The organism is Alteromonas aestuariivivens (assembly GCF_003367475.1).
Taxonomy (GTDB): Bacteria; Pseudomonadota; Gammaproteobacteria; order Enterobacterales; family Alteromonadaceae; genus Alteromonas; species Alteromonas aestuariivivens.
Genome location: NZ_QRHA01000004.1, coordinates 72,266 through 88,386, shown reverse-complemented (window position 1 = coordinate 88,386; position 16,121 = coordinate 72,266). Strand labels below are relative to the sequence as shown.

Sequence of the window (16,121 nt, the reverse complement as noted above, 5' to 3'; positions counted from 1 at the left end):
AATGCTCAGCTCCCCGGATAGAGCAGATAGGGTTGGCGCAGGCGCTTGAATTCGTTCAGGGCGGGCTGCCAGCTGGCGCGAATTTCTTCGGCGCTTTTACCTGCCTCGATGGCTTTGCGCAGTTCATCGGTGCCGCTCAGCTTGTCCATAAAATCCGGGCTGGAAAAGAAGGTTTCACCCCGTTGTGCAAACCGCTGGTAGGTTTCCATGAACAGGGTTAAGTCAAGGCCTTCAATATGGGCAAACCTTAAGTCCTGGCCCATCAGGGTTTTGCCCTGCAGTTTGGGTTGAGGGGCGCTTTGCGGGCGGCTTTGCGGAGTAAATTCAAAGGTGCCCAAAGGAACCCTGTCGTGGCCGATAACCTGAAATGGCCAGTCGGTTCCGCGCCCGACACTGACGGTGGTAGCCTCAAAAAAACACAATGACGGGTATAGCCTTACTGCCGTGGCATTGGGCAGGTTCGGGCTGGGAGCTACCGGCAGAGGGTAGGATTGGGACTTATTGTAGTCACTGACCGGGATCACGGTAAGACCGAGCTTGCCCGCCTGATTTATCCAGCCTTCGCCTTTTATCATTCGCGCCAGCTCACCTACGGTCATGCCGTGAAGCACCGGGATGGGGTGCATACCCACAAACGACTGAAACGAACGCTGAAGAACGGGGCCATCCACAAAGCGGCCATTGGGATTGGGGCGGTCCAGTACCATCACAGCCACACCCTGCTCGGCAGCCGCTTCCATGACGTAGTGCAGGCTGCTGATGTAGGTGTAAAATCGTGCGCCGACATCCTGAATATCAAACACCAGAGTATCTATGCCTTCGAGCATCTCTGGGGTGGGTTTACGGGTTTTGCCGTATATGGACAATATTGGCAGGCCGGTTTTGTCATCCCTTCCATCCGCAATGTGTTCGCCGGCACCGCTCTGGCCGCGGAATCCGTGTTCCGGCGCCAGCACCCGTGAAACTTTGATGCCGTTTTCCAGCAGGTAGTCTGCCAGGTGGGTATTTCCCACCATCGAGGTCTGGTTTACCACCAGTGCTACCTGTTTGTTCTGCAGCTTGGGCAGGTAGAGCTGGCTTTGTTCCGCCGCTGTTGTCATGGCCTGACATATGCCAGGAATCAGCAGGCAGGTGAGCAGAAAAAAACGGCGCTGAACATTCATTTTGCTTGCACGGCCTTACGCAGAAAACCCTGGTGCTCCGCCAACTGGCTGGCTGCCTGTTCTGCGTTGCTGTTGGTCAGGATCATTAGGATCGCCAGTTTGGCCTGGTTGTTTGCTGCTTTTAGCGCGCTCGCCGCCGCAGCCTCATCGCAGTCGGTGGCCTGCATCACAATGCGAATGGCGCGTGCGCGCAGTTTCTCATTGCTGGCGTTCACATCTACCATCAGGTTCTGGTAGGTTTTGCCCATCTTGATCATGCTGGCGGTACTGAGCATATTGAGCACGAGTTTTTGCGCGGTGCCGGATTTCATGCGGGTGGAACCGGTCAGGCTTTCCGGGCCGACCACCGGGCAAATGCCAATCTGGGCATGGGTCAGCAGGTCAGAGCCCGGGTTGCAGGTAATCGAAACCGTCGCGCATTCCAACTCGGCAGCGTATTTCAGGCCGCCCAGAACGTAGGGGGTGCGGCCACTTGCTGAGAGGCCGACCAGTGTGTCATTGCGGTTAAAGCCAATTGCCTGAAGATCAGCACGCCCCTGGGCCTCGTTGTCCTCCGCGCCTTCTACTGCGTGCTGTATGGCAGTTTCGCCACCGGCAATGATGCCGCATACCATATTATCGGGCACACTGAAGGTGGGGCGGCATTCTACCGCATCCAGTATGCCAAGCCGCCCGCTGGTACCGGCGCCCTGGTAAACCAGCCGTCCGCCAGCCTGAAAGCTTTTAACAATGGCCTCCACCGCTTCGGCAATATGCGGAATTTCCTGCTTGACCGCTTGTGCAACTTTGGCGTCTTCGCGGTTAATTTTGTCTAGAATTTCACTGGTGGGCAGTAAGTCAATATCCAGTGTATCCGGGTTGCGCCCTTCAGAAATAATGCGATCGAGCTGATTAAGCAGAGTCGCGTTTGAGGGTGTGTGTTTTTGCATGAACGAACCTGTATTAGATATGAGTGACATTGTTGTCGGCAGCCGGTAAGGCTTCCGTTTCCCGGGCGCTGCCTGCTGCGCAAATCAGGGTGGAAACGGTACAGCCAATTACCAGTTGCCAGGTAAAACCCAGTTCAAATTGCAATGATTCGGGTAACCACAGTGGCTGGACGAACGGCTGCATCATTAGTGGAGTAAGAAAGCCAGTTCCCAGCGCCAGCGGTACGGTAGTGGCGTTGCCGCGACGACTGAACAGGGTGGTAAAATACACGCCCAGCAAGCCGCTGTACGAAAATACCATTACCCCTAATGCAAATTGCAGCAGAGGTGTTTGAGTGTATTGCTGCCAGTAAAAGCACAGGCAGGCCATTATGCCCAGAGCCAGGGCAACCGCCACCATTCCCAGACGCCCGGCATTAACGTAATGCTGCTCATCGAGAGTGTGGCCCCGTTGCTGTCGCCAGGGCCGGTATAAGTCCTGGACCAGGACGCTGGACATGGCGTTGAGCCCGGAATTCAGGGTAGAAAGCGACGCCGCCAGAATGCCAACGGTGACAAGACCTTTCACACCGTGCGGTAACTCGTTGAGTACATAATACATAAATATGGTGACGGTCTGGCCGGCAAAACTGGGAGCACCGGTGTTCATCAGGTCGGGGCGCTGGTAATACACATACAGCAGCAGCCCAATGACCAAGAACAGCAGCATAACCGGTATCAGCATGACCACTGACATCAGCATAGCCCGGCTGCCGGAAAGGGCATCCTTGCAGGTCAGCACCCGCTGGGTCATATCTTGGTCGAGGCCAAAAGCGGCGATATTGAGTAACACAAAGCCGGTCAGTACCGAGGCCAGGCTGAACACGCCGCTGTTGCTGAAATCCAGCCCGGTATTCAGCAGGCGCAATTTGGAAGGTTGTCCGTCGGCGGGTTGTTGCAGCGCGTGAATTATGTCCTGGGTACTGACTGGAATGGCCTGCAGCAGCACGACAATAACCGCGATGGCTGCAACGACGTAAACTGTGGCCTGTATTACGTCAGTGTATATAACTGTGCGGATGCCACCGTATACTGTGTAAAGCAAACCAGTGAGGGTGATGACAATGGTAGCGGTAATGACACTGCTGGCCTGAATGTCGCCAAACAGGATCATGGCAACGGCGAGGGCTGCCATGTACAGGCGCGCTCCGCTGGCAAATACCCGCCCCGATAAATACATCAGCCCGGCCTGACGTTTGGCCGCTGCGCCGAAGCGCTGTTCAACCAGTTCGTAAACGGTGTAAACCCTGTTTTGGTAGAACTTTGGCATCAGAAAAATTGCGACAAATATCGCTGCGAGAAAGGCCGCAATGTTGGTGCTCAGGTAAGTGAGGTCGCCGCGGTAACCCTGATCAGGCCCGCCGAGAAACGTGGCGGCAGACTGAGAGGTTGCCAACACTGAAACAGCCACTACCCAAACCGGCATTCGGTGTGCACCAAGAAAGTAGTCGTCGCTGCTGCGGGACTTTTGATTCAGTACCCAGCCGCTGGCCAGTAACAACAGGGCATACAGGAAAAATACCAGGACATCGGCGCCGGAGTACTGACTAAGCATAAGGTCCATCAGGCTGAATGGGTGAAGCTGAGAATAGATTATTGCAAATATATTGTGAAGTTGGAATTTTCTCCGATTTTTCTCGTGGTACACTGGGACTTTGTTTTCAAACAAGTACTTAAGCAGGTAGACGTTGAGCAGACAGACCCAGGCAATCATCCACGCCGATGCCATTATTGATAACTACAAGGCTTTGTCCGCGCTGGCTCCAACCAGTAAGACCATGGCGGTTATCAAAGCGGACGCCTATGGGCATGGTGCGGTGAATGTAGCCCGATTGCTGAGAGGCCAGTGCGGCCAGTTTGCCGTGGCGATAATCGAAGAAGCGCTGGCATTGCGTGAGGCCGGGATTACCGCGCCGATTGTGGTGCTGGAAGGGCCGCATCAGGATCGGGAATGTCAGCTGGCGGCGCAGCACAACTGCATACTGGTTGCGCACACGGAACAACAACTGGCCTGGCTTGCCAGATGCCCGTCGTCACAGCGCCCGGTTGTGTGGCTTAAGGTGGATACCGGAATGCACCGTCTCGGTTTTGAGCCAGGGCAGGTGCTGCCAATGCTGGACAAATACGCTCCGGTATTTTCTTCACAAACTGTACTGACCACGCATTTTGCTTCAGCGGATGACCCCGATAACCCCTTTACCCGTGAGCAACTGCTGCGATTCAGCCTGCTGCGTGAGCAAACCGGGCTTGCTGTCAGTATGGCAAACTCGCCGGCAACGGTTGGCTGGCCAGCCAGCCATGGTGACTGGAACCGGGTAGGTATTGCAATGTACGGTGGTGAGCCACTGGTTAAGCCGGTAGACGGAGCCCCTGAGCTTCGTCCTGCCATGACATTGCGCAGCTCGGTAATGGCGGTGCGAAACGTTGCCAGTGGAGAATCAGTCGGATACGGGCAGGCTTGGCGGGCAACCCGGCCGAGCCGAATCGCTACCGTAGCGATTGGCTACGCCGACGGCTATCCTCGCCATTGTCCGAATGGCACTCCGGTGGCTGTAAATGGTCAGCGGGCCAGCCTCGCCGGGCGGGTATCGATGGATATGATCACCGTGGATGTCACTGACCTGGAGCCCGTTTATCCCGGTGACAGAGTAGAGTTATGGGGCAATACAATTCCGGTAGATGAAGTGGCCCATGCGGCCGGAACTATCTCCTACGAACTGCTGACCCGGCTTTCTATGAGGGTTCCGCGAATTGTTAAGCATGTCTGACCTCTGGTGTCAGGCCTGATTTTTAGCGGGCTGGCGACGAATTGTTAGCATTGTGTTGAAATTTTGAACGAAAAAATGCTTTTGTCCTATCGCCAAGGCTGGCAGAACTCCTTTATACTGGCTCTGCCCAATCAAACAGTAGAACAGCATAATCTTGATTGGGTAAGTATCCTACTCAAACAATTAACCAAGGAACCTTATGCGTACCACTTACTCAAGACCAAGAGTAAATCGGGGGGCGTATTCCCGTCCTGTGCCGAAGAAACCGTCTAAGTAGTTCAAGGATGTTCAAGCCTGGCAATGCCGGGCTTTTTTAATTGTGGCTTTCAATCTCCTTTTTCACTGGTTATTTTTTTCATCTTAATTCGGGTACTTGAGGTAATTGAGCGCCGCTGCTACCTTAGCTCGCACGTTGTGGTGGCTATCAAGTGTTATTGGTGATGGACGAAGATAAACAGCTGGGATCAGATTCACAGTACTATGTTGGCGTGGACGGCGGCGGCACCAAATGTCGCGCCCAGGTGTTTGACTTTCAGGGTCAGTGTTTGGGTACAGGAGTTGGAGGCCCGGCCAATATTGCCCGCGAGCCGGATGGTGCACTCCATTCTCTTGTCGAATCCGTTACTGCGGCCCTGGCAGATGCCGGCTTGGCTGAACCCGGCCAATTTGAACGCACCCCGGTTGCAGCAGGTCTTGCAGGGGCGAATGTGCCATCTGCAAACGCAATGCTCAGCCATTGGCAACACCCATTTTACAGTTTCTGTTTCACTTCAGATCTTCATACCGCAATACTGGGCGCTCACTTGGGCCGAAACGGTGCAGTGCTTATTACCGGAACCGGTTCCTGCGCCGCCGCCCTGCACGATGGGAAGCTGATCCAGTCAGGCGGGCATGGGTTCCAACTGGGAGATAAAGGCAGTGGTGCCTGGCTTGGCAGGCAGGCAGCAAGCTACACCCTGGAGGCCATGGACGGAGTGGTTGGCAACGACCCGCTGGTGGATGCGGTGTTGCAGCATTACCAGGCGGAAGACAGTGCCGATTTGGTGAACCTGCTCAATCTGGCAGCTCCTGCCCAATTTGCCGAACTGGCACCTTTGGTATTGCAATTGGCGCAGACCGGCAACAGCGAAGTGGCAGGAACCCTGGTGCAAAGTGGCGCTGATTACCTGAGTGAGATTGCACGCAGAGCACTGCTTCATTGCGAGGGCAAACTGGTGCTCGCCGGAGGCCTGGCTGAAAAGATACAGCCCTGGTTGGCCGACGATGTATTAAAGGCAATTGTTGAAGCGCAATCCGGCCCGGAATGGGGGGCGGTGCTCTATATGAAATCTTGCCGGAAGGCCTGTTGAACATGAATGGGAGTTGGGTTGTCAGAGGCAAAAGTAGGATTATTCTGGCCTGTTTAGTACAGGTTTGGGGGCGAAATGAAACTGATAGGTAAGCAGGTATTAACCCCTTCAGGCTGGCAGCGGGATCTGCTGATTGAAGTTACGGCCGGGCGCATCGTTGCCGTTGGACAAGCCGACTCTGCTGCGGATGCAGATTATTATCCGTTTAAAATTGTGCCGGGGTTTATTGATATTCAGGTCAACGGCGGTGGTGGCGTATTGCTGAACCAGCAATGCAGCGTGGATGCCATCAGTACAATGATGCAGGCCCATCGTCGCTTTGGAACCACGGCAATGCTGCCAACCCTCATCACCGACTCGGTTGAGGTTATGGCCCGCACTGCAGCCAGTATTGTGAAAGCCCGAGAGCAGGGCGTTGCCGGTATTGTCGGTGTGCATTTCGAAGGGCCTTGGTTGAGCACTGTACGCAAAGGTGTGCACAGTGAGCAATTCATTCGGCCTCCTACAGACAGGGAACTGGCCATTATCAGCGACCCTGCACTGGGGAAAGTGATGGTGACACTTGCGCCCGAAACCGTGCCAGTGAGCGTGATTCAAACGCTAAGCCAGGCCGGGGTTCTGGTGTTTTTGGGGCATTCCAATGCCAACGCTGCCGAGGTTGAGCAGGCCCTTGATGCCGGGGCGGTTGGATTTACCCATCTGTTTAATGCCATGTCGCCCATGCAATCCCGGGAACCAGGCATGGTCGGGGTGGCGTTGGCAAGTGCTCACTCCTACTGTGGCCTCATTTTGGATGGGTTTCACGTGGCCCCTCAAACCTGCCAGGTTGCAATGCGGGCGAAGGGGCCTGAGCGTATGATTCTGGTCACCGATGCTATGGCGCCAGCGGGCACCGAGCTTAATGACGTTGAATTTTTTGATACCCGAATTCTGCGCCACGGCAATAAACTGACTACGCCGGATGGTACCCTGGCAGGCTCATGCCTGACGATGATAGAGGCTGTTCGAAACGCTGTTAGTTGGTGTCGGGTCGATTTAGCGGACGCCGTTGCCATGGCCAGTACCACACCGGCTACCCTGCTTGGGTTGCAGGATACCATGGGCCAGATTGCAGTTGGTAGCGCAGCGAGTTTTCTGTGTCTGGACGAAAATCTGTCCATTCGCCATTTATGGCAACAGGGGACAAAAATCGAGCTGAATGATCAGGAACCGGTGGAATGACCAAGAATACTGCCCTTCCTGCCTGGATGCCGATGGCCACTATTGGGGTGCTGTTTTTTATTTTCGGGTTTATTACCTGGCTGAACGGGGCTCTGATCCCCTTTTTGCAAATTATCTGTGACCTGAATGAAGTTCAGGCGCTGTTGGTGGCATTCTGCTTTTACATCGCTTTTGTGGTAATGGCATTACCCATGTCGCGGGTGCTGGAAAAAACCGGTTATCAAAATGGCATGGTGATCGGTCTGGTGTTGGTGGCGATGGGTCTGCTGATGTTTGTGCCAGCAGCCTACACCCGCTGGTTCGGAATATTTCTGTTGGCGCAGTTTGTGGTCGGCAGCGGGCTGACCATTTTGCAAACCGCAGCCAATCCTTACGTTGTACGGCTGGGCTCGCAGGAATACGCGGCTGTTAGAATTGCGGTTATGGGCTTTCTTAACAAGAGCGCGGGTATGCTGTCACCGATGGTGTTTACGGCACTGGTGCTGGCAAATTTTCAGGATGTCAGTGCTGCCAGTGTTGCCACTCTTCAGCCGCAGGCACGGGAAGCTAAAGTCGCGGCTATGGCTGATCAGGTGATTGCACCTTATGTGGCCATGGCAGTAATCATGCTGGTATTGGCTGCCGCGTTGTTTCGGGTGGCGTTGCCGGATATCCATGAGCCGAAGGAAGACAGGAGTTTTGGGCAAAGACACATTTTTCGGCACCCTCAGCTGGTGTTGGGAGCAGTGGCGATATTTTTCTATGTTGGTGTTGAGGTGATAGCGGGAGACACCATAGGCCTGTACGGCTCTTCATTGGGGCTGCAGAACGTGACCAGCCTGACTTCCTATACAATGGCAGCCATGTTAATGGGCTACGTAATGGGGCTGTTGCTGGTTCCGGGTTGGCTCAGCCAGAGTCAGGCGCTGCTGGCATCCGCGGTTTTGGGAATCTTACTGTCGGTTTTGATCCTATTAAGCGATGAAAACAGCTATCGGGTGTCTTCAGCTTTATGGGGATGGTCGGGGATACCCGTCATACCGGACCCGATTGCTTTAATTGCCATGCTGGGGCTGGCCAATGCCATGTGCTGGCCCGCCATCTGGCCTCTGGCGCTGGCGGATTTGGGAGCGCTGACGGCGCGGGGTTCAGCCATGCTGATTATGGGAATTGCCGGAGGGGCGGTTTTGCCACTGGTATACGGAAGCATGGCAGAAATCATGAGCAGAAAAACCGCCTATCTGCTGTTGATTCCGGGTTACGTATTCATTGCTTTTTATGCCCTTTACGGGCACAAAAAACGCAGTTGGAAGCGTGCTGACAATTAACAGGCCCTAGCTGGTTTGTGTTTGCAGCTCCGAATCAACAAGCTCTTCCGATGCGTTAGCCTGGCGCATGGGCAGGCTGTACCGCTCCGGGCGGTGATTCAGTGAAATTACCATGTTGAGGCACAACGCCGCCAGCACGGAAATCATAACCAGAGAAACGTCTATCACCGTCAGTGCGCTGAGCAGGATGGCACTGTCGACGGCCAGCTGAAAGCTGCCGGCACGCACGCCAAAGCGGCTTTGCAGAAAAAACGCCAGAATGCCCAGTCCGCCCATACTTGAGGTATGCCGAAACATCATCAGCATGCCCACCCCAATTAAAATACCGCCAAAAATTGCCGCAAATATTGGGTGAACCTGAGAAATATTCACGAATTGGGGCAGGTACTCACTCATCAGTGACACAGTTGCTACTGTGGTAAAAGTGTTCAAGGTAAAACGTTTGCTGATATACCGCCAGGCCAACAGGTAAAACGGCAGGTTGATGATAAAAAACAGCACACTGAAATCCAGGCTCAGCCAGTGGGTACCCAACAGTGCCAGGCCTGCAACACCGCCAACCATCAGGTTCTGGGACTGGAACAAATACACGCCAAATGCCACGAACAGGCCAGCGCAAATTAACGCGAAAATATCTTCAACAATACTGTGGCAACGTTTCTGCATAGCTGACTGTCTGATTAATACGGGGATTAATTGGGCGCGTATTATACGCAGCCTGCTGAAGCGATTCAGGTTTATGAACCAATCTGCCACAGGCGGCCTGATGCATTTGGGTACGCCATGCTTTACAGTTTTTGGTAATTAAGTAACTAAAAGGTTTTTATTTTGTTAATGGGGGTGTGAGGTATTGAGGAAAGTGCGCAGCACAGGTGTGCTGCGCAACAGCCCTGCAAGTTCAAACGACTTCGAGGTAATCCGCCGAGGGGAACAAACTTCGTGCCCGCGCGGCATTGGCATCAAGTTGGCTTGGAGCCACCCATATGTCGATGGCGAAGTTGGAGCGGGTGTACAGGGTTAAGCACTGATCGGTCACCTGTATCCTGCAAACATTGGCTTTGCTGATAGTGGTTGAAAAGCCGGTAAAAAGACGCGCCAGAGAATTTTGTCTGATAGAGACAGCATTCTGTAACTCGCACATGACATTGGAAGGGCGACTCAGGTGTCTGGAACTGGCCAGCCACCAGGCAATCGCAAAAAAAAGCGATAAATCAACAACAACTGCAATCAACAGTGCAGACATGATGAATTCCTTTTACGGTGATTTCCGTATTAGTGATAAGACCTGAGATTACGATTTTTGTTGCAAATGCGGCCGGAATAACGCTATCGAAGGAACGACGACGATTGACTTCCGGTTAAAGCTGAAAAGTGTGTTGCTATGGTTATAAACCTATCCACAACCAAGTGGCGGTAAGGTTATTCAATACCGCCGTGGAAGAGCGTGATTCAAAGGGTATTGCTCGCACAGAACTGCGTGAATGTTACAGGATGTAGCTTCTGGTAACCAAAGATTAACACCTTGCAAGTATGGTTCACGCAAATGGATCCCGCAAATCATTTAGAGGGTGGAAAATTGGATAATACGTTATTCACAACGTTTTTAACGGCTTCCGATTTCTCTTCTGGGGTCATATTTTTCGGCAGCCTCCCATTTGCGGTGCCACGCCAAACCAGTTTGTTGCTTACCGGGTCGATGACATCAATAACCAGAGAACCTTGGTCATAGTGGGTCACACGGGTTTCGGTGTTCTGATAGCCCATACCAACGCCGCCGTATACGAATGGGCCGGGCCCGTAACGGCCGTAACCCCAACCTGGAGCAAAGCCGCTGTAGGTATTGTAAGTATCCACGTCCACTCTTGGCTCAGAGGTAACGCTATAGTTAACCAGAAAATCGACATCATTCGCATCACTGCTCAAATAGCCACGGGCTTGGAGCGCGCCATCGATGTTTTCGCGAATGCGTTTATCCAGAATGTCATTGTTGAGAAATGTTTTGGTCTGCTGCGTGTATTCGTTTCCGGCATACCATTGGTAGGTACTCAGAGCACTAAAATCAAAGCTGTCGTCATAATCGGATTCAACGCTATAACGACTGGAGCAGGCCACTACTACTATGAGCATTATCAACATCAGAGACACTTTAAGTGCTTTCATTGTGTTTCCTTATCGGTTCGCTAAACTTTGCACGCGTTTAAAAGGCCACTATGAGATCGGTGGAAAAGGCCCATCCGTGTGCACCTACCGCAAAAGGTACAGAGGAGTAACCAACCGGTGAATCTTTCAGATAAAGCCCCTGAAAGCTCATGCGAACATCCTTGCGGGCCATCGGAAACCAATTCAGCCCCAAGGTAAAGTCATAGGGATTGCCATAGTCTCCGTAGATTTTCGAGTACTCAACAAAGGCCTGTAAGGTTTCAGGCATCAGCATGGTTGAACCCTGTACCTGGAAGCCATAGTCATCCAGCGATGAGATGGGGATCGGCCCTGTCGTCAGGAAGTTATCAAGCCGGCGATAGTAAAACTCTCCGTCCAGAGACCACCCGCGGTATTTCATACCACCGTTTACGGCCACCATTTCATAGGTGGCCTTACGCACATCGCCGCCGGTCATAAAAGGGTCATCACTGAAAATCAAAGTGCCGTCCGACAACCTCAATTGGGAGTTTTCAAAACCTTCGGTGTCAGACTGCCCCTGGGCATCTTCTCGGCTGTGGGTGTAGTGAATGCCAAACAAGGTAGCGAGTTCCTGATGATATTCGTAATCACCAAAACCGCTGCCTGGCCCATACTCACCGGTTGTAGGCATCCACCAAAGTGCAGCAGAAACGGTATTCAACCCGTCATCCAACTGGGCCGCGTTTACCCCTAACTGGCTTAGGTTGTTGCCCAGCATGGCTCGGTATTCCAGACCCGGAGCAAGTTTACCCGATGCCCAGATCCCGGTGGTGTAGGAACCGCGGAAGAATTCGTCAGCGATGGAGCGATGATCGTTCTTGAGCCAGTTTGGGAAGGTGTAGTTGGTTGAGCGTGTAGATGGCAAACCGCCGATACCGGCATACAACTGAAACGCGTCGCTGAACTGGTAACCCAGATTCCCGGCAACCACTACCTGGGCAAGGTCGCCCTGGCTGGTGTTGGAAGTCCAGGTGTAGAACAGATATCGGAATTTCGGGTCGAACAACCAGCCTTTAAAGTTCAGAGTGAGCTTTTGCATCTGGATGTCGTTGCGAATGTCCAGTTCACGCACACGTCCGAATGTGTCGGTGTAAGTGTCGTCAAAATTATCCTGATTTAGATAGCGCGCGTAGGTAAAAACACTGAAATCCACTTCACCCATATCGGTACGGGCCAGCACAAAGCCTTTGCCGGGCTCGAAGGTTCCCCAGGTGGATTTATCCTCTACCTGTTTCACATGGTACTCGGGAGGAACTGGCGAAGTGGCTTGGGGAGCAGGTACTTGAGGGACTACAGTGATGGCCTGCTCGGTTCCGGACACCTGATTTTCCAGGGCGGCAATCCGGCGTTCAAATTCAGAGGCTTGCCGCGCCAGTTCGTCACGCAGTGCCTTGAGCTGTTCTATTTCCTGCTTCAGTTGTTGCGTTTCAGCAGGTTCCTGTGCATACACAGCAGAGCTGAAAATCAGTGCCGAGCAGACAGCCAGATAAGTCGGGCGCAGAGTCATAACGTAATCTCCGGTCATAGCAAATTGAAGTCGTAATTAAGGATGATGCGAAAATCGAGAAAATCGTTACCGCCCTGTGCTTCCTCCTGGTCCACATAGGCAGCGCGCACCCTAACCCACAGTCTTTCTGCCCAGCCTTCTTTAATGCGGTAATCGAAAGTCAGGTCATATTCGGTTTCATCCGGGCTCGCGTTGACGCCGGAATCGGGCGTATCGCCCCAGACAATGTTCGCGAAGGCGCTAAGGTCGCCGACACCCACACGACTGAAATTATAAGATGCACCAAACAGCCAGGCATCTTCGCCGGCCCGGTCAAAGTCATCCACTATGACGGAAAGGTAGTTAGACGGGTTGCCATACGGCTTCTGAATGCCGTAGCTGTCATCGGTGGTACTGTAAGCCGCTCTCCAGGTAACGTTGCCGTACGAGACTTCCAGTTTGGTGGACAGCAGAGACGTATCAAACTCACCAATAAGCTCGTTCCCCGAACTGCGTTGATCGGTGTACTGTACATAGCCTTTGAGTTTAAAATTCTGCTCGGTCAGCAGAGGGCCTTCCAGTTTCACAAACAGGGTGTCGAAAACATCTTCGGTGCGCTGATATATGCCACTTACCAGCGGGCCGTCGTTCGCGGTATAACGTGCACCGGCGAACCATACCCCCTTTTTCGATCCTTCGGCGCCTGCTGCCTCTGACATGTGTATGAAATCATCGTCATTCTTGCGTTTAATTTTGTCCACGTACCCAGCCATATAGCCAAAGCCGTCGGGAGAAACATTTCCAACAGCGATGCCTTCAAACGTATTGGGTACCATACGAATGTCATGACTACCCAGGTAAGGCAGCTCAAACCGCTGCCGGCCCAGGCGAACGCCCTGATCTTCGCTGAAACGGTAGGTAATATTCAGTTCACCAAGGGTGGAAAAGCCGTCCGGGCCAGGTTTAAACAGAAGCGTGCCGTCCTTGTCTTCAGGGCCATAAAGTTTTTGCGAGGTGTAAAGGGTCGCCGCCAGCCGGATGCTGTCTTTCCACCAGCCTGATTTGTACTCCAAAGCGCCACCCACGGCCCAGCCGGCGGTATCAGGATTGGTATCCCTGTCCCGGTTCAGATAGTAAGTTCGCGGTTTGAATACCAGTGTTGTGTCGTCAATAAACGCTTTGCGGCTGTATCCTTCAATCAGTAACGGTTCCAGATCACTTTGCTGGTTTGGTTCGTCGTCAGTTTCGTTTTCTGCAGCGGCAGCTACCGAACCGCACAGCAGCTGGGCTGCCATAAGGCCGCCAAGCGTTATGGCTTTTTCGCGTTTCATGCTATTGCCCCGCAGATACGGCTGCTGTGGTTGGGCAAATATCAGGTGCGTAGTAATCCAGCCCCATCAGGCGAAAATAGTTTTCACCCAGTGCGATGTGTCGGAATGCGTTGTCGTCCATGGCTTTGAGCGCCCGACTGGTGACATCCAGTTCCTTGGCGTACTGGTCAAAGCTTTTGGTTCCTGCGGCGACGAAGTCAGTGCCAGGCAGAATGCGGGTAGGGTGGCTGTTGAAGAAATTGATGAACACCGGTCCCCACTCATGGTAAGCGTTGAACAGCACGTCCCAAGAGATATCCAGCATCAGATTGGGATAGTCGCCGAGAAGTCTTTGCATGATGGTTACGTGTTCGTAGGGGTTCATATTGGCCAGCTCTTTGGAGAGACCCATATGTGCCCACACAATTTTGTTGTCCGGATAGCTGGCGAGAACATATTCCATCAGCGGAAGAAATTCGGTGGGATTGGCGTCGTTACCCAAATCTGAATGCAGGGTTACCGGAATCCCTCTTTCCTGCAGCACCGCCATAAAAGGCGCCCAGCCATCAATGCTCTCCTTGGTAGCCGGTTCGTGCAGGTTGCCAAGCAAGGCTTGCTTCATCACATTCAGCTCGCCGGACCAACTGAACATGCCGGGGTACTCTTTGTCATAAAGCTCTATGAGCGAGGTGATGTTTTCCGGGTGAGCCAAATCCATAAATGTCATTGAAAGTGTTATGTGCAGGTTTTCATGGGGGTAGGCCATGACCTCCATACCGTTCACAAAATCATTTTTAATGCTTGGGGAAGCAGGGACGCCGGGGCAGTCCAGGTAGTAGGTGCACCCTGACTGAAGATCCAGAACCTGGCCAATACCAAAATAATTCACAAACCGAACGGTTGTGTTATCAAAAAAGTTGAACAGTTCCGGTGCAGGAATGGCCGAACCGCCGAAAGGACGCGGGTGAAAATGTGAGTCGACTACGGCGGTGTAAGGTTCGCTGGTGCGGTCGTAGCAGTCCTGCTGGTCCGGTGGAAGTGCAAAAGAGCTCAATGGCCGGGAATCATTGCTGACCGATACCATAGGCTCGGCTTCCTCGTCGTCGGGCATGGTGGAACAGGCACTGAGATACACCGCAAGTGCAGCTGTCATTGCGGTGCGGAATGTAATTCTGGAAACATCACTGGCACGTTGCCCATTCTTTACCTGGTTGAAAGTGCGAAGAGTGTTAAGAAGATTGTTTGACATCAGAGCGTTCCTTTTTGAATTCGTGAACAGCCCGTGAACGGGCCGAAAAGCACTACTTCCCGAGCGATGACTGAAAGCCCGGACAGTCAAAACGGAATTTCGACGAGTCTCATGAACCTTTCAGTCACCAGCCATTGGCAGGACAATAGAAGTCAAGGAAACCGCACTGAAACGGGAATGGATTCAGGTCGTCCAAACTTCGGCGCTGCGGTTTGCAAAGGCTGCACTTGCTTACATCAGTCGGTAAAAAGCTTATAACCTGATATGGGGTTGCGCAAATATCAAGCATCAGAAATCTAAGCTTTTTCGTTAAACAATGATTACACGGGTATACCTGAGGTAAGGTGCAAAACCGTCATCCTGACCGGAATTAGTACCAGGCATACCTTTAATTGCTAATACTTCAGCGAAGGGATTGTTGGATCAATCGGTCTAACTGGTTGGCGAAGGCCTGACGTTCGCTTTGAGACAGTGCCGCCGGCCCTCCGGTCTGGATACCACTGGCACGCATGGTATCCAGAAAATCCCGCATGTTAAGGCGGGAGCGAATGTTTTCCCTGGTCATCAGTTCGCCCCTGGGGCTCAATGCAAGCGCGCCTTTATCAATGACGTCCGAGGCCAGTGGAATGTCGCTGGTAATGACCAGGTCGTTGGGCTGGGCTAGGCGCACGATTTCTTCATCGGCCTTGTCGAAGCCGCTGGGGACTACCTGAAGGGAAATGTTGCGTGATGGCGGGATCCGCATGGCGTGATTGGCAATCAGTGTTAGTGTGAGTTTGGTTCGTTGAGCTGCACGAAACAGGATCTCTTTGATTGGGGCCGGGCATGCATCGGCATCTACCCATATTTTCATACGAACAACCTTCTGAAACGGCAGTGGGAGAACTCAGTCGCAGGGCTCACTTGATACACACTGTGCACGGAACCGCACTGTTGTGAACAATACCACAGGCTCACCGGCAGTCAACGAGCCTGGATTTTGTTAGGGAAGTAACAACATCACAGCGTGTAAATGGCCCGTGCTCAAAGAAGTTGCTGATTTATAAGAGTTTATTCCGCTCATTAGCCGGAAGGTTTATTGCCGTTTGTAGCGTTAAGTAGATCTTAAAGCTGTTGTTT

At 52.9% G+C, this 16,121-nt stretch carries 14 protein-coding genes; 4 read left to right on the top strand and 10 right to left on the bottom strand.

Annotated features, from left to right (window positions below):
- Positions 1-5: 5 nt before the first annotated feature.
- The 3 genes from DXV75_RS06470 to DXV75_RS06460 are packed head-to-tail and all read right to left on the bottom strand — an operon-like array spanning position 6 to position 3,686.
- Positions 6-1,163 (bottom strand): exo-beta-N-acetylmuramidase NamZ family protein, encoded by a 1,158-nt coding sequence (locus DXV75_RS06470; RefSeq protein ID WP_115592584.1) that lies wholly within the window; start codon positions 1,161-1,163, stop codon positions 6-8.
- Positions 1,160-2,092, bottom strand: a complete 933-nt coding sequence (gene murQ / locus DXV75_RS06465; RefSeq protein WP_115592583.1) for an N-acetylmuramic acid 6-phosphate etherase — start codon at positions 2,090-2,092, stop codon at positions 1,160-1,162. The genes DXV75_RS06470 and murQ overlap by 4 nt, the downstream gene beginning before the upstream one ends.
- A gap of 13 nt (positions 2,093-2,105) precedes the next feature.
- Complete coding sequence (locus DXV75_RS06460; protein WP_115592802.1) at positions 2,106-3,686, bottom strand: sodium:solute symporter; 1,581 nt, start codon at positions 3,684-3,686, stop codon at positions 2,106-2,108.
- A gap of 133 nt (positions 3,687-3,819) precedes the next feature.
- Between DXV75_RS06460 and alr the strand changes: the two genes are divergently transcribed.
- The 4 genes from alr (at position 3,820) to gluP (ending at position 8,776) form a co-directional block, all read left to right on the top strand.
- On the top strand, positions 3,820-4,899 hold the full coding sequence (alr, locus tag DXV75_RS06455) for an alanine racemase (RefSeq protein ID WP_115592582.1): 1,080 nt from the start codon (positions 3,820-3,822) through the stop codon (positions 4,897-4,899).
- Positions 4,900-5,339: 440 nt separating this feature from the next.
- Positions 5,340-6,248: a glucosamine kinase nucleotide-binding domain-containing protein gene (locus DXV75_RS06450; protein ID WP_115592801.1), complete on the top strand. Its 909-nt coding sequence runs from the start codon at positions 5,340-5,342 to the stop codon at positions 6,246-6,248.
- 75 nt (positions 6,249-6,323) lie between these two features.
- Positions 6,324-7,469 (top strand): N-acetylglucosamine-6-phosphate deacetylase, encoded by a 1,146-nt coding sequence (gene nagA / locus DXV75_RS06445; protein WP_115592581.1) that lies wholly within the window; start codon positions 6,324-6,326, stop codon positions 7,467-7,469.
- Positions 7,466-8,776: a glucose/galactose MFS transporter gene (gene gluP, locus DXV75_RS06440; protein WP_115592580.1), complete on the top strand. Its 1,311-nt coding sequence runs from the start codon at positions 7,466-7,468 to the stop codon at positions 8,774-8,776. Before nagA ends, gluP begins: the two co-directional genes overlap by 4 nt.
- A gap of 6 nt (positions 8,777-8,782) precedes the next feature.
- Here the strand turns inward: gluP and DXV75_RS06435 are convergent, their stop codons facing one another.
- The 7 genes from DXV75_RS06435 to DXV75_RS06405 all read right to left on the bottom strand — a co-directional run bounded on the left by DXV75_RS06435 (position 8,783) and on the right by DXV75_RS06405 (position 15,855).
- Positions 8,783-9,442: a YitT family protein gene (locus tag DXV75_RS06435; RefSeq protein ID WP_115592579.1), complete on the bottom strand. Its 660-nt coding sequence runs from the start codon at positions 9,440-9,442 to the stop codon at positions 8,783-8,785.
- A gap of 232 nt (positions 9,443-9,674) precedes the next feature.
- Complete coding sequence (locus tag DXV75_RS06430; protein ID WP_115592578.1) at positions 9,675-10,019, bottom strand: hypothetical protein; 345 nt, start codon at positions 10,017-10,019, stop codon at positions 9,675-9,677.
- A 314-nt stretch (positions 10,020-10,333) separates the two neighbouring features.
- Positions 10,334-10,936 carry a DUF4136 domain-containing protein gene (locus tag DXV75_RS06425; protein ID WP_115592577.1) on the bottom strand — a complete coding sequence of 201 codons (603 nt, stop codon included), beginning with the start codon at positions 10,934-10,936 and terminating at the stop codon, positions 10,334-10,336.
- Between the two features lie 37 nt (positions 10,937-10,973).
- Positions 10,974-12,464: a porin family protein gene (locus tag DXV75_RS06420; protein WP_115592576.1), complete on the bottom strand. Its 1,491-nt coding sequence runs from the start codon at positions 12,462-12,464 to the stop codon at positions 10,974-10,976.
- A gap of 14 nt (positions 12,465-12,478) precedes the next feature.
- Complete coding sequence (locus DXV75_RS06415) at positions 12,479-13,774, bottom strand: OprD family outer membrane porin (protein WP_115592575.1); 1,296 nt, start codon at positions 13,772-13,774, stop codon at positions 12,479-12,481.
- 1 nt (position 13,775) lies between these two features.
- Complete coding sequence (locus DXV75_RS06410) at positions 13,776-15,002, bottom strand: amidohydrolase family protein (protein WP_245953137.1); 1,227 nt, start codon at positions 15,000-15,002, stop codon at positions 13,776-13,778.
- Positions 15,003-15,405: 403 nt separating this feature from the next.
- Positions 15,406-15,855, bottom strand: a complete 450-nt coding sequence (locus DXV75_RS06405; protein ID WP_115592574.1) for a YaiI/YqxD family protein — start codon at positions 15,853-15,855, stop codon at positions 15,406-15,408.
- Positions 15,856-16,121 lie beyond the last annotated feature (266 nt).